The sequence below is a fragment of the Taibaiella koreensis genome (genome assembly GCF_003545715.1).
Classification (GTDB): Bacteria; Bacteroidota; Bacteroidia; order Chitinophagales; family Chitinophagaceae; genus Taibaiella; species Taibaiella koreensis.
Genome location: NZ_QVNU01000002.1, coordinates 416,639 through 433,614, shown reverse-complemented (window position 1 = coordinate 433,614; position 16,976 = coordinate 416,639). Strand labels below are relative to the sequence as shown.

The 16,976-nt window shown below is 51.2% G+C and carries 16 protein-coding genes; 2 read left to right on the top strand and 14 right to left on the bottom strand.

Going from position 1 to position 16,976, the window contains the following annotated elements; genetic code table 11:
• Nucleotides 1–62 precede the first annotated feature (62 nt).
• The 3 genes from DZK30_RS08935 to DZK30_RS08925 all read right to left on the bottom strand — a co-directional run bounded on the left by DZK30_RS08935 (nucleotide 63) and on the right by DZK30_RS08925 (nucleotide 2,970).
• The gene (locus DZK30_RS08935; protein ID WP_118973783.1) at nucleotides 63–1,133 is read right to left on the bottom strand and encodes an efflux RND transporter periplasmic adaptor subunit; all 1,071 of its coding nucleotides are present in this window, start codon (nucleotides 1,131–1,133) and stop codon (nucleotides 63–65) included.
• A gap of 40 nt (nucleotides 1,134–1,173) precedes the next feature.
• Nucleotides 1,174–2,442: a TolC family protein gene (locus tag DZK30_RS08930; RefSeq protein WP_205529396.1), complete on the bottom strand. Its 1,269-nt coding sequence runs from the start codon at nucleotides 2,440–2,442 to the stop codon at nucleotides 1,174–1,176.
• Between the two features lie 147 nt (nucleotides 2,443–2,589).
• Complete coding sequence (locus DZK30_RS08925; protein ID WP_162902964.1) at nucleotides 2,590–2,970, bottom strand: hypothetical protein; 381 nt, start codon at nucleotides 2,968–2,970, stop codon at nucleotides 2,590–2,592.
• A 125-nt stretch (nucleotides 2,971–3,095) separates the two neighbouring features.
• Here DZK30_RS08925 and DZK30_RS08920 point away from each other — a divergent pair, with 125 nt between their 5' ends.
• Entirely contained in the window at nucleotides 3,096–4,418 is a 1,323-nt protein-coding gene (locus tag DZK30_RS08920) for a polysaccharide deacetylase family protein (protein ID WP_162902963.1), read from the top strand.
• A gap of 75 nt (nucleotides 4,419–4,493) precedes the next feature.
• Here DZK30_RS08920 and DZK30_RS08915 read toward each other — a convergent pair whose 3' ends face one another.
• Nucleotides 4,494–5,525 (bottom strand): hypothetical protein, encoded by a 1,032-nt coding sequence (locus tag DZK30_RS08915; RefSeq protein WP_118973780.1) that lies wholly within the window; start codon nucleotides 5,523–5,525, stop codon nucleotides 4,494–4,496.
• Between the two features lie 70 nt (nucleotides 5,526–5,595).
• Between DZK30_RS08915 and paaZ the strand changes: the two genes are divergently transcribed.
• The gene (gene paaZ / locus DZK30_RS08910) at nucleotides 5,596–7,650 is read left to right on the top strand and encodes a phenylacetic acid degradation bifunctional protein PaaZ (RefSeq protein ID WP_118973779.1); all 2,055 of its coding nucleotides are present in this window, start codon (nucleotides 5,596–5,598) and stop codon (nucleotides 7,648–7,650) included.
• A gap of 75 nt (nucleotides 7,651–7,725) precedes the next feature.
• Here the strand turns inward: paaZ and DZK30_RS08905 are convergent, their stop codons facing one another.
• The 10 genes from DZK30_RS08905 to fabG form a co-directional block, all read right to left on the bottom strand.
• On the bottom strand, nucleotides 7,726–8,715 hold the full coding sequence (locus tag DZK30_RS08905) for an amidohydrolase family protein (protein WP_118973778.1): 990 nt from the start codon (nucleotides 8,713–8,715) through the stop codon (nucleotides 7,726–7,728).
• Nucleotides 8,716–9,186: 471 nt separating this feature from the next.
• Entirely contained in the window at nucleotides 9,187–11,637 is a 2,451-nt protein-coding gene (ccsA, locus tag DZK30_RS08895; RefSeq protein WP_118973776.1) for a cytochrome c biogenesis protein CcsA, read from the bottom strand.
• A gap of 61 nt (nucleotides 11,638–11,698) precedes the next feature.
• Complete coding sequence (locus DZK30_RS08890) at nucleotides 11,699–12,106, bottom strand: cytochrome c maturation protein CcmE domain-containing protein (protein WP_118973775.1); 408 nt, start codon at nucleotides 12,104–12,106, stop codon at nucleotides 11,699–11,701.
• A 160-nt stretch (nucleotides 12,107–12,266) separates the two neighbouring features.
• Entirely contained in the window at nucleotides 12,267–12,836 is a 570-nt protein-coding gene (purN, locus tag DZK30_RS08885; RefSeq protein ID WP_118973774.1) for a phosphoribosylglycinamide formyltransferase, read from the bottom strand.
• Nucleotides 12,837–12,943: 107 nt separating this feature from the next.
• Nucleotides 12,944–13,567, bottom strand: a complete 624-nt coding sequence (locus DZK30_RS08880; protein WP_162902962.1) for an HD domain-containing protein — start codon at nucleotides 13,565–13,567, stop codon at nucleotides 12,944–12,946.
• Nucleotides 13,568–13,649: 82 nt separating this feature from the next.
• Nucleotides 13,650–14,423 carry a DUF4197 domain-containing protein gene (locus tag DZK30_RS08875; protein WP_118973772.1) on the bottom strand — a complete coding sequence of 258 codons (774 nt, stop codon included), beginning with the start codon at nucleotides 14,421–14,423 and terminating at the stop codon, nucleotides 13,650–13,652.
• A gap of 113 nt (nucleotides 14,424–14,536) precedes the next feature.
• On the bottom strand, nucleotides 14,537–15,001 hold the full coding sequence (gene bcp / locus DZK30_RS08870) for a thioredoxin-dependent thiol peroxidase (RefSeq protein WP_118973771.1): 465 nt from the start codon (nucleotides 14,999–15,001) through the stop codon (nucleotides 14,537–14,539).
• Between the two features lie 22 nt (nucleotides 15,002–15,023).
• On the bottom strand, nucleotides 15,024–15,794 hold the full coding sequence (locus tag DZK30_RS08865) for a TatD family hydrolase (RefSeq protein ID WP_118973770.1): 771 nt from the start codon (nucleotides 15,792–15,794) through the stop codon (nucleotides 15,024–15,026).
• A 21-nt stretch (nucleotides 15,795–15,815) separates the two neighbouring features.
• Entirely contained in the window at nucleotides 15,816–16,115 is a 300-nt protein-coding gene (locus tag DZK30_RS08860; RefSeq protein ID WP_118973769.1) for a hypothetical protein, read from the bottom strand.
• Between the two features lie 42 nt (nucleotides 16,116–16,157).
• On the bottom strand, nucleotides 16,158–16,898 hold the full coding sequence (gene fabG, locus DZK30_RS08855) for a 3-oxoacyl-ACP reductase FabG (RefSeq protein WP_118973768.1): 741 nt from the start codon (nucleotides 16,896–16,898) through the stop codon (nucleotides 16,158–16,160).
• Nucleotides 16,899–16,976 lie beyond the last annotated feature (78 nt).

Sequence of the window (16,976 nt, the reverse complement as noted above, 5' to 3'; positions counted from 1 at the left end):
GCTATCAGGGTTTGAATATTGCCAACTGCCTATTTCTCCTTTTGCCTTTTGCCTTTTGATTTTTAATATCCAAACGACAGGCCTTTCAGCTGCATCACACCGGTTACTGCTACGGATTCTCCGGCCTGCAAGCCGCTATATACGATCACACGGTCGCCGAGCTGCTGACCTGTATTGACTTCCCTGCGTTCAAAGCGGGTGTCCGACTTCTTGACAAATACATAGTTCTTACCCTGCACGGTCACCAGGCTGGTAGCAGGAATGGTATTGTTGTTGCCCTCGTTGATACCGAAGCCTACCATAGCAAACATACCGGCCTTGATGCGGTTGTCGTTATTGGCCATAGTGATCCGTACCTTCACCATACGGGTACTGTTATCGATCACATCTGCTATGTTGTCGATACTGCCCTTGAACTGCTCATTGGGAAAGGAAGGGAACTTAAGTGTGCAGGCAGTACCGGCCTTGATCTTACTGATCTGGCTTTCCGCTATGTCGCAGGTAATGTACACGCTGCCGGGACCTGCGCTACTGAGTGCACCGGGATTGAAACCGCCCGACTTCAGCAAGGCTTCATGTTCCATAATGCCCGCCTGCTCTGTATTCACCTCGCTTTGTGCCATCTTCAGGTCGCTCTCGGCAAGGAGTAGATCGGTCTTGGCATCGCTCACGTCCTTACCCGTACCTGCGCCATGCGCCGCCAGGTCTTCGTAGCGCTGCACCTCGATCTGCTTTTGCTTCACTACCGCTGCCTTCTGGGCTACGATGTTTTTCTTCTGCGTAATGTTGTTCATGTTCTGGGTGAGCTGGCTATAGGTACTCGCCAGATCGGGATTGTCGAACAGGATCAACTTACCTTGGGAAGAAGAGACCACCGCGGCGGCAACCTTACCCGGCGCCGACATATCGGCGGTCACATCGCCGGTGCCTACCGATTCCGTTTTGAAGAAAGTATCCACCGAAGGGTCAGGGATATCAATGCTGGTGCCATTATTACTGATCACCGGCGCCAGGTTTTTGGCCTGTGCCGGAGGTTCCTTGTGCCTGCAACCCCCAGCGCTTAACGCCAGCAGCAGCAAAGCATAGGGCATCCCTTTGAGTTTCCCTGTCTGTATTCCTGATTGTATCCTCATCGGTAAAAAAATTTGAAATTGTAAATGGGTATAGGATGAATTATTCGGCCGCTTCTGCGAGCTGGGTCATCTTGCCGGTCACATACAACAACTGTATATAGCTTTCGCTGTATTGCTGCAACGTTTCATAATACTGCTGCTGCGTTTCGAGCCAGCTGCGCTGTGCTTCCAGGAAATCGACGATAGTGGTGCCACCGTGCAGGTAAGCATACTTCACATTGCCCAGGATCGTTTCGGCCTGCTCCTGGAGCTGTGTAAATTTTTGTGTATTCTGCTTTTGTGTGTTGTAACGCTTATAGGCGTTTTCCACTTCGGTAGCTACCTGCAGCTGCAGAGCGCTCATCTGTTGGGTGCTCTGCTCCTGCAAGATCTTCGCCTTTTTGATCTCTCCCTGGTTACGGCTGAAGAAAGGCAGGTCTATAGCGGCATATACACCCCAATAGGGGATCGTATTTTGGGGGTTGTACAGTACGCCCACGTCTGGAGTGGGATAAGCCAGTGCCTTTTGCAGTCGGCTGTTGCTGTTGGCGACGTCGATACCCGCCCTGGCTACAGCTATGTCGGGGCGTTCGGTAAGGGCATAAGCCATCAGGCTGTCGGCCATCAGTGGCATATGTTGGGTAAAGCCATGTCCGGTATCTACGGTAACTGCAGTACCCAGGCCGGTGAGATAGGCCAGCTCACGTAAGCTATTGTTGTATTCAAGCGTCGCATTGCGGATCTGGATCTCAAACTGGCTGGCCAGTAGTTGTGTACGGGTGAGATCCGTTTCGCTGATCACCTGCTTTTGTAACCGGTACTTATTGATGGATACCAGGCTGTCCAGGTTGTTCTTAGCTTGAGACAACAGGTTAAGCTGCTTATTGCTCGTCCAGGCATGCAACCATCTGTCGGCAACATCGAGCAGGAGATCCCTCTGTCCCTGTTCATATTGCTTCTGGCTCAATACCTGGCTTTGCCGGGCAAAATCGATCTTACCCTGCCGTTGTCCCGGCCATTGTATCGGTTTGTACAGCTGCCACTGGGTCTGGCGGTTCAGACCATTGGTCCATTCCGTATTCGGTGCAAAGTCCGATTTACGGGTCAGGTTGATCGTCTGGTTGCTTAGGTTGAGGTTGGGCCTCAGCCTTGCGGTAACAATGTCGGCGCCGGCGGCGTCGATATTCATGCGTTGCGCTTTGAGGGTCGGGTTGTTGGCAATAGCTGCTTTCAGGGCATCCTGCAGCGACAGGTTGCTTTGGGCAAATACAACAGGGCCCGAAAGGAGGCCTGCAAGCAGGACCAGTCCTTTACGAATGCTGACGGTCATTTAAAGAACATTAAAGGGAAACGGGAAAAAGGAACGGGCTGAACAAACGCATCCAATGAGGATTAAAATTACTCAATTAACATTAAAATAACCAAACATCGTTTATGATGGACGTACGGAGTATTTATGCGTTGCGCCGTAATAGACTCAGGCCTTGGGGGGAGGCGGGTTGATCGTTTTGAAATATAGAAAATGATAACCGGTAACTACGGCATAATGTACCAGGGCCTCGTCCTGGCTGGCAGCGGCCCTAAGCTGCTGCGGCGAGCTGACGACAACTTTGCTGGGAAAATATTTTCTGTGTGCCTTGTGATGGCAATGGGTTTTGCCGGAGGGGCCGCTTTTATGATGATACGCCTGTAAGCTGCCCGCTTCGAGATGATGGGCGGCTGCATAGACCATGTGATGTCGCGCCGTTGCCGGAGGCGCCTCATATCCCACCGTACAAGCCGCCGCATTCAGGCCGAGCGCCTGAACCATGATCAGCAGCAGCAGCAAATGAGTAACGGTATGGAAGAACCGGCGCATGCAAATAAGGTTTAACAAGGGCGCAAAGGTATATTTCATTTGTTAATGACTACCGCCTCATCAAAGCTTTAATAATTGCTTAACCAAAGGACAGGGAGCCTTATCTTTGACGCCGGACAAATATTATGCCCGTGCTATCGTCTTCTCTTCTTATCTACTCAGGCTTTGACAGTCCGCGGTTGCAATATGTATTGCAGTGGATCTTTGAAGAACAACTGGGTACCGCTTACCGCGTTACGACGAGTACCGAAGAATGGATGGCTTTTGAAGGGCCCCGGATCAATTATAGCAAAACGCCATTGGTGGCCGATGAATTGCAGATCGTTCCGCATGCCCTGCTGGGCGAAAGCGACATCCGCACGCAATCCTTAGCCGTACAGCGTTGGAAGCACAGCACTATTCTTTTTTACAACCAGCCTGGTGCTGCGATCCCTTTTGACCTGTTTGCCGCCGCATTTTATCTCATCAGCCGCTACGAAGAATATTTGCCTCATAAAGAAGACCGGCATGGCCGTTACGAGGCGGCGCAATCGGCAGCAGCACAATATTCTTTTTTACAGGAACCGGTGGTGGATCAATGGATCGGGCAGCTGCGTCGCATATTGGTACAGCGGTTTCAATTGCCTTTATCGGCTCCTTCGTTCCGCTTCCAGCCCAGCTATGACGTTGATATTGCCTGGAAATACCGCCACCGTGGGATCAGGCATTATTGGGGCGGCATGGCGAAGGAGCTGCTACAGGTCAAATGGCGGAGTGCGGCATCGCGGCTCGCAGCAGGGCTTACCGGAGGAAGAGATCCTTACGACTGCTTCGCATGGCTGGATGCGCTGCACGAGCGGTACCGGTTAGCGCCATTATATTTTTTCCTGGCTGGCTCGGGCAGTCGCTACGACCGTAATGTACTACCGGGTACACCAGCGATGCAGCAGCTGATGCGCCACATAAGTGAACGTTATACTGTTGGGGTACATCCTTCGTATCTATCACATACCAATCCATCTATACTGTCTGATGAGCGTGGCATTGTTTCTGTGTATACGCATCAGGAGATCACGCGCAGCCGGCAGCACTATATTAAGTTCGGCTTGCCGCACACTTACCGTGAACTGATGGCGGCAGGGATCACCGACGATTACTCTATGGGTTATGCTATGGCCAATGGTTTCCGGGCGGGTACTTCCAATGCTTTTACCTGGTACGATCTTGAAGCCGAAGCTGCTTACCCGTTCCGGGTGCACCCCTTTATCTTTATGGATGCCACCAGCCGGTTTTACCTAAGGCACAAGCCCGGCGAAGCCTGGCAGGAGTGGGAGCGGTTATGGCATGCCGTGCAGCAGGTGGGGGGTACCTTTACCAGCATTATGCACAACCACCTGCTGGGCCCGGCAAGGGAAAATAAGGGCTGGGGGGAAATGTATAGGAAAGCGCTGGCGCAAAATATGCGATAAAGATCTTTATCTGCTACGGTAGTGCAAAAAAATCCCGGCATTGCGCCGGGATAAGATCGGGGATCAGCGGTACCATCACTGTAACCTTTCGATACAGTATCCTTTGCCTGTTGCCGGGTCAAGGCGCATACGGTACAGGGCGTTACCCTTTCTGTCGCTGGCGGCGGCTTCGGCCAGTGCGCCTATGAGGCCAAACATAATGGCTGCATTATCCGATTTCCGGATACCATGACCGACTTCGGCAAAAAAGAATTCTCCGCTTTCATGTTTCATGGGCGTCAAGCCTTCTGAAGTGCTTTTATACCATTTTTTGCCATTGTATAAAGCATAACAGCCAGACTTTTCAAGGCTGGCGCCTTTCTTTTTACCCTCGCCTTTTTCATAGAAATAAGAAGTATTGTAATCTCCCATAGAATATTTTTTCTCGACAAATTCCGTCGCTCCCGGTGCGTTATTCAGGAATTGTTCCAGTGTATAATATACGCCGGTTTTCGGTTCGCTATTGTAAATGGGATATGGCTTCTTTTCGGCAGCGATACCGGCTTCGATATCCGACAGGGTAATTACAGCAGTACCTTCAGGGATTTTATACCCGGACAAAAGCGAAAGCCAATCCGTCATTTTGCGGGCCGCCAGCCGCTTGACGCTGTTGGTCACATCCCAGGCATTGGATGTCTCAAAAAAGGAATCGACATGAGCCGCCAGCTGGTATTGATCATTTTTGCCGAGGTAAAAATCCATACGACCATAAAACGTGCCCATCTCTCCTTGTATCGGGCGATCTGCCATGGAAAAATCCCGCACAACAATCAATAGCGTCTGATCGCCTTTGGTCACTGCCTGGCCCGCCGTCACTTGTGCAAACTGTTCCAGCATATGGTCGAAGCCGTCCGGCGTTACCTGTATATTTTTCTTGTTGAAAGGGCCGTTGCGCAGGTAGCCGACATCGTCCTTATTGACCCGCATGTCGATCACACTGATCTGGTTAAATACGGTATAATTTTTGATCGTGTCGACTGGTTTCAGGCTGAATTCGTCGTGGCCGGCGGCACAAACCTTGAGTGCCAGCAGCACCAGGACGGCCTGCAGGCAGATAAGCTTTTTCATGGAATAGGTGGATTTAAGAAATTAGCCGCAATATCTGTAAATTGCAGGCTCGCAAAAATAAGAAAACGTTATGTCATTACCCCAATTGCGCAACTATGCCAACGGCAGATGGGTTGCCGGAGAAGGAGACGGAGAGATATTGCACAATGCCATTACCGGTGAAGCGATCTACAGCGCCAGCAGTAAAGGTATCGACTTTGCCGCCATGATGCAGTACGCCCGTAGCAAGGCCGGTCCCGTGCTGCGCAGGATGACCTTCCAGGAACGCGGCCGTATGCTGAAAGCACTGGCCATGTACCTGCTGGAAAGAAAGGAAAAATACTATACCATAAGCCGCTATACCGGCGCTACGCGCGCCGATAGCTGGGTAGATATCGAAGGCGGTATCGGCAACCTGTTTGCCAACGCCTCGCTGCGCCGCCAGTTTCCCAACGAGACTTTTTATGTAGATGGTGATCCGGCTATGTTGTCTAAAAACGGCAGCTTTATCGGGCATCACATTATGGTGCCCCGCCGTGGTGTGGCCATCCATATCAATGCCTTTAACTTCCCGGTATGGGGCATGCTGGAAAAGATCGCCGTGAACCTGCTGGCAGGTGTGCCGGCGATCGTAAAACCCGCTACCATCACTTCATTTCTTACAGAAGCGGTGGTGGAAGATATCGTTGCCTCCGGTATCCTTCCCGAAGGCGCGTTGCAGCTGATCTGCGGATCGGCCAGGGGTATCCTCGACTTTGTTGAGAATGGCGATGTAGTCACTTTCACCGGCTCAGCCTCTACCGGTAAAATGCTGAAAGCCCATCCCCGTCTTATCGACGAGGCGGTGCCTTTTAATATGGAAGCCGATTCGCTTAACTGTTGTGTGCTCGGTACCGATGTAAAGCCCGGCTCGGCCGAGTTCGACATCTTTATCAAGGAAGTCGCCCGCGAGATCACCACCAAAGCAGGACAGAAGTGTACGGCCATACGCCGTATCATTGTTCCGGCACAAAGCGTGGAAGATGTACAGATCGCGTTGGGCAAACGCCTGGCAGGTACGCTTATCGGCGATCCTTCGGTGGAAGGTGTGCGTATGGGGGCGCTGGCCGGCCAATCTCAGAAAAAAGAAGTGCTGGAGAAGATCGCCGAGCTGTCGCGATACCAGCAGGTCGTAATCGGCGATCTGGATAACTATGAGCTGCATGGCGCCGATAAAACCAAAGGCGCTTTCCTGCCGCCCGTAGTCTTTTATAACGATGATCCTTTCATAAAGACAGCTTGCCACGAGATCGAAGCTTTTGGACCGGTGAGCACCATTATGCCCTACGGTACACTTGACGAGGCCATTGCATTGTCAGCGCTGGGTAAAGGCTCCCTGGTGAGCTCTATCGTTACTGCCGATGACAATATTGCCCGCGAGTATGTACTGGAAGCGGCTTCCATGCATGGCCGTATCCTGGTGCTCAACAGCGACTGCGCCAAAGAAAGTACCGGCCATGGCTCGCCCATGCCTTTGCTCGTCCACGGTGGTCCCGGACGCGCCGGCGGCGGAGAAGAAATGGGCGGTAAACGTGGTGTGCTGCATTACCTGCAACGCACAGCAATACAGGGTTCGCCTACAACCATTTCCCGTATTACCAATGTTTACCAGCAGCATGGCCGGCAGCATGAGACCGAAGTGCATCCTTTCCGTAAGTATTTCGAAGAGCTGCAGGTAGGTGATACCGTAGTCACTGCCAAGCATACCGTGACGGAGACGGATATCACCAACTTTGCCAACGTGAGCGGCGATAACTTTTATGCCCACATGGATGCGACCTCACTGGAGGGCACTATATTCGAGCGTCGTGTAGCACACGGCTACTTTGTACTCTCGAAAGCAGCGGGCCTCTTTGTCGATGCGAAAAAGGGACCGGTATTGCTGAACTATGGTATCGATGAAGCCCGTTTTACCAAGCCGGTATATCCCGGCGCCACTATAGGCGTAAGGCTTACGGTCAAGGAAAAGGTAGACCAGGAAAAGCGTTCGGAAGACGATATCGCCAAAGGCATTGTGAAATGGCTGGTGGATGTCTACGATGAGACCGGTGAAACGGTAGCGATCGCTACCATCCTTACCATGGTCAAGAAAAAGAACCAGGATTAAGATCGGTTAAATTAATATAGAAGACGCCGCCCGTAATTAATGGGCGGCGTCTTCTATATGCACACAGCCATGGGGCTATATGCCCAGGAAAGCCTTCGCATTCCCGTACAAAAGCCGGTCTCTGAGGGCTGCATCCTGTATATGTTCTTCAATGAGCTTACCGGGATGGTGCTCGCCCAGCGGGAACGGATAGTCGCTGCCCAGGCAGATCTTGTCGCCACCCATTATATCAATGATGAAGTCAAGCGCCTTCGGGTCGTGAACCAGGGAGTCGATCCAGAACCTGCCGATATAATCGCGGGGATTAATGGGGTTATCAATGGCTACCAGGTCGGGGCGTACAGCAAAGCCATGCTCGATGCGGCCTATGGTAGCCGGAAAGCTGCCGCCGCCATGGGCAAAGGCTACCCGCAGCTTCGGGAATTTTTCAAACACACCGCCGAAGATCATCGAGCATATTGCCCGCGAGGTTTCGGCAGGCATACCTACCAGCCAGGGCAGCCAATATTTCATCATATCGTTTTCGCCCATCATTTCCCAGGGATGTACAAATATGCAGGCGCCCAGGGTCTCAGCGGCCTGCCAGAACGGGTGAAAATACGGATCGCTCAGGTTACGTCCGTTGATGTTGGAGCCAATCTCGAGCCCAGGCATTTTCAGTTCCTTCACACAGCGTTCCAGCTCTTTAATGGCCAGGTCGATGTCCTGGAGCGGTACCGTGCCCAGGCCTATATAGCGGTCGGGATAGCGGGTTACGGCTTCAGTAATATGATCGTTGAAAAAGCGGGCGCTCTCCAGCGCGTGCTCGGGCTTGGCCCAGTAGTTGAACAATACCGGTATCGTAGACAAGGCCTGCATGGTAACCTCCGTGGCATCCATTTCTTTAAGGCGTACTTCGGCATCCCAGCAATTGTGCTCAATTTCACGGAATACCTTATCACCTTTGATCATTTTGGCACAGCAGGGCTTGTGATGTTCCAGGGTAATGAAATCGCCGTAGCCGAACTTCTGAAACCAGTTCGGGATCTTTTCCGGCATAATATGGGTGTGGATATCGATCTTCATAGAAGCTCAAAAGTATAACGCTATTTTTGATCCGGCAAAAAGAGAAGTCAAGTTTCGAAAAACTTGACTTCTCTTTTGTCACTAAAATTTATCCTGTTTTTTATCTGGCTATCGGATATAGGAAACCAGCTAAAATAGGAACAATAAAGAAATGATCCTTTGGGTTAATTATTAAAACGTAGATCTATGACCCTATGCCCGGCAATGCTGCATTAAAGTTGCTATCTGTTTTTAAGCCCGGGTGCGCTGGCCACAAAAAAACAGCGGAGCATTGTTTTTTTGTGGCCTTTTTTGTTTCTTTTTTGGCGGAGCAACTTTTCTCATGAGCGCCATAACAAGCAATGAACATAGATGCGAATAAAAAAGAAACAAATATTGACACCCAATAAAAGATGGGTAAATCAAAGCATGCCAGCTGGTATTTATAGACGTGCAAAACTTTGTTTCCTTTATCCGAATTGCCAACTTTTTTTATTTCCTCCTGGCCCACCAACTCACAAAGAAACCGATGACCATAACAACAATCCCACCCCACAGCACCCGGATATAAGGAAATTCAATCGCTTTCATCACGATCCAGTCGTCTTGCTGCGCCCGTTGACGAATACCCATTTCCACTGCATTTTCTTCCGGTAATATTCTGTTGATACGGATATTGACGCCGATATCCCGCATGGTATCTTCAATGGAAGTGGCTTCGTTGCCCCTGATCACATATAGCGGTGATACCGCGCCGATCCTGCCTGTAGTACCGTATGCGGTAACCACAGCTTGCACCGCAATATCCCCGTTCTGCTTTTCATAGCTGCGACTAACCTTATTGTCCAGACCTTCGTATACGAGATAGCTATTGGCCAGGAAAACACTATCGCCCTTGTGCATTTTGAATGGTCGATAGACGCTGGTATCCGACTCTGATTGCGGCTTGCTCAGCGATGTGATATAAGTGAACACATCATGCGACCAGTATCCTTTGGCATCCGGGTTGGCGCTGATGCCATCCTGGCCTTTGGGGTTAACGTAGGCTTCGGGATGAAGTATAAAACTCTCGACGATCTTACCGGTGCGCGGATCCATACGGTCGTAGCGCACTTTATAATAGGTAAGCGGCGGATCATTCTGAACCAGTGAATCACCCAGGTAAGTAACCATGTACTTGCCCATGGGCACTGAGGTATTGCGGAAGATGAGCACATTTTCCCGGCTTTCTTTCACATTTTCTTCAAAAGTCTTTTTGCCGAAATCCCAGTTCTGCATCGCGCTGGTGCGGTCGAGGGAGATGATCTTTTTCTTATAGCCGGATAGCAGTATGCCCAGCAGCATCAGTCCGAAGCCAATATGGGTAATGGAGCCGCCGGCTTTGAGCAGCTTGAGCTTTTGCGTGGTGAACAGATAGAGCAGGTTGCCGGTAAGCGCATAACAAATAGAGAAGGCGAACACCATGTATTGCAGGTGCCTGATCTCCTGGCCCCATACCAGCAGCGCCGCCAATACCAGGCTGATGAGCGCCGTGAGTCCCAATCGCTTCCAGGCGGCGGCCATACCGGTCTTTTTATACTTCAGGAACTGTATGGCGCCGGTAAGCAAAGCGACGATAACTGCGGCCCATACCTGGATGCCATTGTAGTATTCAACCGGGTTAATGGGCGGCGCGATATCGGTACCGGTTATCTTTTTGTACAGCGGCGCCCATACCGGCAACGAGGTAGCGGCTATGATCTGCAGGCAGGACAACAGCAGGGCTATGGACCCGATCAGCATCCAGAACTCGCGGGTATCCACTTCTTCTTCGCCGGCCAGCCGTGGCATTTTCTTCCAGGAACGGATCGTGAAATACAAGCTTAAGGCCAGGTAGATCGCCATGGCAATGATGAGATGCCAGTACAGCGCCTTGCCTTCGCCGGTGAAGGAGTGAACAGATGTATCGCCGAGAATACCCGTGCGGGTAAGGAAGGTGGAGTACCAGATGAGCAGGAATGTAAGAATAAAGAAGATGAGGGTGGTCTTGAGCGAGCGGCCGGTGCTTTTGTAGATCACCAGGGTATGCAGGCCGGCAATGAGGGTAAGCCATGGTACCAGCGAAGCATTCTCTACGGGGTCCCAGGCCCAGTAACCGCCGAAGTTAAGCGACTCATAGGCCCACGCGCCGCCCATCATAATACCGGTGCCCAGCACGCCGCCGCCGATGAGGGTCCAGCGCAACGCCGGTTTTACCCAGGTTTTGTATTCGCCTTTCCACATCGCAGCTATGGCATAGGCAAAAGGAATGAGCGTGAGGGCAAAACCGAGAAACAATACCGGCGGGTGGATTACCATCCAGTAGTTTTGAAGCGTTACGTTCAACCCGTTGCCGTCTTTAACGAATTCGAGGTAATTGGGTTGTGAAAAGATGGGCGCCTGGCTCATTTCGTGGCGCAGCAGGCTGAACGGTGTGCTGCCGATCTTGATGTCGGCGCCGAAGTGAATGCCGATAAGCATGGTACACAGCACAGCTTGCACCAGGCATACCACGGTCATTACCCTGCTCTCCCACTGTTTCCCGGTGCGTAGCAGGATGAGGCCCAGCACGGCATGCCAGATAAGCCATAGCAGGAAGCTGCCTTCCGATCCTTCCCAGAAGCAAGCCAGCAGGTATTTTACCTGCAACCCGCGAGAAGAATGTTTCCAGGCATAATGGTACTCAAAAAGGTGATTGGAAATAATATAATACAGGGAAATGAAAATACCGGCAACAGATATAGCCTGGATGATAAAACCCCAGCGGGCCATATTTTTCCAGGCGGCTTCCTCAGGGAGCCCTTCCCTGCGCGCGGCGAGCATATAGGAGAAAGCGGAAAAAAGCGAGGCAACAAAGGCGGTAATGACAAAAAGGTGCCCTAGCTGGCCGGGTAACAAATGTTCACCGATAAATTGCTGATCCAAGAGTAAAAAATTGTAACGATGGTAAGAAAAACGGCGTGCCTAGGCACGCCGGGAAAATAAATTAAGATTCGGCAACCGGCTGCTTCGCGACCGCGATCTGATCGTTCTCGTACTTCGACGGGCACTTCATCTGTATCTTACTGCAGTGAAAATTGCCATCCTTCATGAAGCCGGTCATGACCAGCTGCTCCGATTTTTCAAAATCCTGCGGGCGGGAGCCGTTGAAGATCACTTTATGCGTGGCACCCTTTTTATCCTTGGCAAAGAAAACAAAATTGTTGGGATCCTTTTTCGGATCGTACTGCTGTGCCTGATCCTTATCCAGGTAACCCACCACATGATAGGTATTGCCCGGCTTTTCGGAAGCGGAAGCAAATGTTTCATAGGTACTGAACTTGCCGAAAGAAGCTACCAGGATACCTATGGTAGCAGCAATCAATACGAGGATGAGTATACTGGCTTTCTTCACAGGAGTGCTTTTTGATTCGAGCGCAAAGTTAAGGCTTAATTAAATCGAAAAAGGCGGCAATTTCCCTATGCACACGTTAATACAGCCGGGCTATCAGCTTTCATTATAGCCTTATCAGCTTGCAAAACATGCATTTAAGTTTCTTGATTTATAACTGCAATCAGGAAAGATTATCCAGCAGGAATTCTATAGTGCGGGGGAAGAAATAGTGCTCCAGCTTATGTACCCGGCCGGCCAGGCCTTCGTGGGTGTCTTCGGGCAATAACGCACAGCGGGCCTGCAATATGGCGCCGCCCTCGTCGTAATGCTCGTTGACATAATGGATCGTAATGCCCGATTCCTTTTCGCCGGCGGCAATCACTGCCTGATGGACATGCTGCCCGTACATCCCTTTGCCACCATACTTGGGTAAAAGTGCCGGATGAATATTGATAATACGGGCGGGAAATGCCTGAACCACACTGTCGGGCACCTTCCATAAGAAACCCGCCAGCACCAGCAGTGAAGGTGAATGGCTCCGGAGCATTTCTACAAAAGCGGCTTCCTTCACACTACTTCTATCGATCAGCTGTACCGGGATCTGGTGCGCTGCCGCGATATCCAATACACCACCGGCAGGATTGTTGCAGACGATAAGGGCGATTTGCGCCTTACCCGAAGACTGGAAATAGTCTAGGATGGCCTGAACATTGGATCCTTTTCCGGAAGCGAAAACAACAAGCTGATGCATAATCGGTAGACAGTGGGGCCATGCGCCCGCGATTTTGGGGCAAAGGTATTATTTTATCGGGCGACGTCAAGGATAAAAGGGGCTGCTGCCGCATCCCGCAGACCGGGCTATTGCAGGGAGGCCAGCTCCCGCTGCAGGTTCAGCCTTGCCTGCTGCTCATATAAAGTATGGAAGTGGGGTGTCTTATAGATATGCGACATGCTGAGGAAATGTTGCAGGACCTTAGTTCGCCCCGGAATATAAAGCACGTCTGGATATACGATATATTCCTGCCGGATCTGCCGGCAGTAGCTGTCGTACCGATCCTCCTCCGCTCCCAGGATGGAAAGGTCGGCATCGGCAAGCAGCAAGGTATCCGGGTCGGCGCCGGCGCGATGGGTTTTGGTAGCCAGGATATGCTGGCGGCAACGTTCAATCCGCTCCGGATCCAATCCCAGCGCGTTGAGCCGGTTTCCCGCCAGCTCCGCGCTTTGCTCTTCGTTGTCCTGCCGCTGTGCGGCGTAGATAAGATCGTGGTAGAAAACGGCATATAACAGAACATCGTAGTCGTCAATCAGGGGCTTGCAGGGTTCCAGTTCGCCGATCAGGTTTTGCAGATGATCCAGGTTGTGATAGTGCCGGCCAGGTAAGGTATAGCCAGCAGCAATTTCCTGCCACAATTGTCCGCCCAGGTCCCCGTATCGGGCGCTATGCGCCGTAAGCTCCATAAATAAACACTGCAGTGGTTCCATAATGGTATAAAATGGCTATCCGGGATAGCCAGATAGTATAAAAAAACCTGCCGCATCGGGCAGGTTTTTCTGAAAAAATATATTAATGGTTCCCGAATACTTTCTGGAGTAGCCCGGTTACCTGCGACGCAGGATTGGTACGGATCTTGGCTTCTTCGTCGCCGATTGTAACAAAAAGCCCGTTCATCGCGCGCTCGGTCACATAGCCGGTCAGGTCGGGATTTACTTTGGTGGGTGCTACACGATTGTAAGTAGAGAAAACGGTCTTCCAGATATCCGGCGCGCCTACTTTATTCAACGACTTCTGGATCACAGGTGTAAATGCAGCAGTAAGCGACGAGGTGGTTTTGGTCTTCAGGTAATTGGTCGCGGCATTATTGCCTCCTCTCAGGATATTGAGACCATCCTGTATGGTAATGGAGGTGATCGCATTGATAAATATAGGCGCGGCTTGCTTAGCAGCGTCTTCTGCGGCGCGGTTCATCGAAAGGATCGCCTTATCTACCAACGATCCCATACCGATCGAGCGAAGGGTTTTTTCCACCTGCTGGGCTTCTTTAGGCAGCAAGATCTTGATCACGGCATTCTTGAAAAAGCCGTCCGTCGCCGAGAGGCGGGAGCCTGCGTTCTGAGCCCCTATTTTCAGCGCCTCTTTAAGGCCGCTGGCAATATCGGTATTACTTAAGCCGCTACCCAGAGTGCTATTACTCCCGTTACTATTGGTCGTATTCTTATTTTGCTGGCTGTTGCTGCCTTTTACAGCATTGAGAATGTCTCCGAGGCTTTGTGCCTGAGCTGCCGGTATGGTCACGCCCAACAGGGCGGTAAGACAAAAGGGGGCGATCAGCTTTTTCATTTTGGATTGTTTTTTATAGCTTAAACAAAGATACAATGGTAGAAAGGCCCGCGCTTCAACCCGGGCTGTCTCTGTTGGACTATTTTACCGGCTCCGGGTTTACAGCCCCGGTATTATTTCCAGCGTTCCAATATCTGCGTCGTATGTTCCTTACTTTTCACCGTATCGATAATGTGCTCGATCATGCCTTTACCATTGATCAGGAACGTAACGCGATGGGTACCCATAAACTCGCGGCCCATGAACTTCTTGAGTCCCCACACACCGTAGGCCTCCACGATCTCCCGCTCCGGATCGGCCAGCAAAACGAAAGGCAGGTCAAATTTCTGCTCAAACTTCTTATGGCTCTTTTCCGTATCGATGCTCACCCCCACCACGCTGATCCCAGCCTTTTGCAACAAGGTATAGTTGTCTCTCAGGTTACATACTTCAGTAGTGCAGGTAGGCGTATTGTCTTTCGGGTAGAAGAACAGGGCCAGCTTTTTTCCTTTAAAATCCTTTAGGGAAACGGCATTGCCGTTCTGGTCCTTCGCTTTAAAATCGGGCGCCTTGCTGCCTTCCTTTATTGTTGTGCTCATACTTGTTCTACAAATTACGGATTTATCCAAAGATACGCCTGGCGTTCTCTGTCGTTACCGCAGCGACTGTTTCCACGCTACAGTTTTTTATTGCTGCAATTTTTGTGCCAATCAACGGGATGTAGGCACTTTCATTCCGTTTGCCCCGGTAAGGTACCGGCGCCAGGTAAGGGGCATCGGTCTCGAGCACGATGTGCTCCAGGGGGATCTGCGCCAGTACTTCAGGTAGCGTACTTTTCGCAAAAGTGGCCACACCGCCAATACCCAGGTAAAAGCCCAGGTCGATGATCTCGCGGGCCTCTTCCTGCGAGCCGCCGAAACAATGGAAAATACCACGCAGCTTACCGTTTTGTTTGGCCCTTACCATATCGATGCCGTCGCGCATCGATTCCCTGGTATGGATCACAATAGGCAGATCGAGGTTTAGGGCCCAGTCCATCTGGGTATTGAAGGCCTCCTTCTGCTCGGCAACAAAAGTCTTGTCCCAGTAGTAATCGAGGCCGATTTCGCCCACGGCAGCAAATTGACCTTTGCTAAGCCAGGATTCGGCCACGGCCAGCTCCTCTTTGTAATTTTCCTTGATATAGCAGGGATGAATGCCCATCATGGGAGAGCATTGCTCAGGCCATTGGGCTACCATCGCCATCATAGGGGCAATCGTTTCACTGTCGCAATTGGGCAGATAAAGCCGGGTAACGCCGGCCTCAAGGCAACGGGTTAGGGCAGCCGCTCTGTCATCGTCAAAGCGACGGTCATATAGGTGCGTATGGGTGTCTGTAAAAACAGGTGTCATGTAAATAATCTTTGCAAAGCTTTAATAGCTGTCAGGATCGTCTTTGCCCATTTTATCCATCCAGTCATTGATATTACGGTCAGGCAGCGACTGGGCTTTCTGCTGCAGGATAATGGCGCCTAGGATAGCACAAAGCAAACCGCTCAGCACCGCAATAATGAGTGTGGCGCCAAAAGCTGCGGAAAGGAAGGCGCCGGCGATCTCCAGTCCAAACCAGATGAGTACGACCCTCACCTGCCAGCCGCCTGCGCTGTAGCCTTTCGGGGCTACGATGCCTTTAACCCTCCTGCAGAGGTATATCAAAACAAGGATTTCCAGCATATGTCATTTTATTTATTGATAAGGTTAATGGCTAGTTGTTGCTCAGGTGTATAGACCACCGTTAATGGAGATGACCTGACCTGTAATATAGCCCGCTTGTTTACTGGCCAAAAAACCCGCGAGCTCGGCTACTTCTTCGGCTTCGCCGAAACGTTTCATGGGAATGAGACCGGTAAGCTCCTTCTCATTCAGCTCCTCGGTCATGTCGGTCTTGATGAAGCCCGGAGCAATCGCATTGACCGTGATATTCCTTTTGGCTACTTCCTGGGCCAGCGCTTTGGTGGCGCCGATCATCCCGGCTTTAGCAGCAGAATAATTGACCTGGCCCGGCATACCTTTCAGCCCGCTCAGGGATACCACATTGATGATGCGGCCATAGCGGTTCATCAGCATAGGGTTCATCAGCTGCTTGGTGACGTTAAACATGCCTTGCAGGCTGGTATCCAGCACCGAATGCCATTGCTCGTCGCTCATAAAGGCCAGCAGGGCATCCTGCCGTATGCCGGCATTGTTGACCAGCACTTCTACTACGCTATCTTTATTATCGGTCTGCCACTGGCCCAGCACCGCTTCTACTTCCTTTTTGTTGCTTATATCGAATGGGAGCAGCGCTGCCTCCTGGCCCTCTGCCCGTACCAGGCTCGCTGTTTCTTCTGCCGCGACCCGGTTTCCTTTATAGTTAATGAGAACTGGGTAGCCCATGGCGGCCAGCTTTATACAAATGGCCCTGCCGATGCCGCGGGAGCCGCCGGTAACCAGTGCGTATGATTGCATAGTGTTCATTGAAAATACCGGCAAATTTACCGTTTTAGCAGGCAAACCTAAAATTATAATTCTGCCGCATTGGATGGCAGGAAAAAG

Bases quoted from the DNA above. Each gene is read 5' to 3' on its own strand.
- DZK30_RS08920 (WP_162902963.1), top strand. From the start codon at position 3,096: ATGCCCGTGCTATCGTCTTCTCTTCTTATCTACTCAGGCTTTGACAGT.
- DZK30_RS08880 (WP_162902962.1), bottom strand. From the start codon at position 13,567: ATGGAACCACTGCAGTGTTTATTTATGGAGCTTACGGCGCATAGCGCC.
- DZK30_RS08935 (WP_118973783.1), bottom strand. From the start codon at position 1,133: ATGAGGATACAATCAGGAATACAGACAGGGAAACTCAAAGGGATGCCC.
- DZK30_RS08860 (WP_118973769.1), bottom strand. From the start codon at position 16,115: ATGCTGGAAATCCTTGTTTTGATATACCTCTGCAGGAGGGTTAAAGGC.
- DZK30_RS08905 (WP_118973778.1), bottom strand. From the start codon at position 8,715: ATGAAGATCGATATCCACACCCATATTATGCCGGAAAAGATCCCGAAC.
- paaZ (WP_118973779.1), top strand. From the start codon at position 5,596: ATGTCATTACCCCAATTGCGCAACTATGCCAACGGCAGATGGGTTGCC.
- DZK30_RS08865 (WP_118973770.1), bottom strand. From the start codon at position 15,794: ATGACACCTGTTTTTACAGACACCCATACGCACCTATATGACCGTCGC.
- purN (WP_118973774.1), bottom strand. From the start codon at position 12,836: ATGCATCAGCTTGTTGTTTTCGCTTCCGGAAAAGGATCCAATGTTCAG.
- DZK30_RS08930 (WP_205529396.1), bottom strand. From the start codon at position 2,442: ATGACCGTCAGCATTCGTAAAGGACTGGTCCTGCTTGCAGGCCTCCTT.
- fabG (WP_118973768.1), bottom strand. From the start codon at position 16,898: ATGAACACTATGCAATCATACGCACTGGTTACCGGCGGCTCCCGCGGC.
- DZK30_RS08925 (WP_162902964.1), bottom strand. From the start codon at position 2,970: ATGCGCCGGTTCTTCCATACCGTTACTCATTTGCTGCTGCTGCTGATC.
- bcp (WP_118973771.1), bottom strand. From the start codon at position 15,001: ATGAGCACAACAATAAAGGAAGGCAGCAAGGCGCCCGATTTTAAAGCG.
- DZK30_RS08915 (WP_118973780.1), bottom strand. From the start codon at position 5,525: ATGAAAAAGCTTATCTGCCTGCAGGCCGTCCTGGTGCTGCTGGCACTC.
- DZK30_RS08875 (WP_118973772.1), bottom strand. From the start codon at position 14,423: ATGAAAAAGCTGATCGCCCCCTTTTGTCTTACCGCCCTGTTGGGCGTG.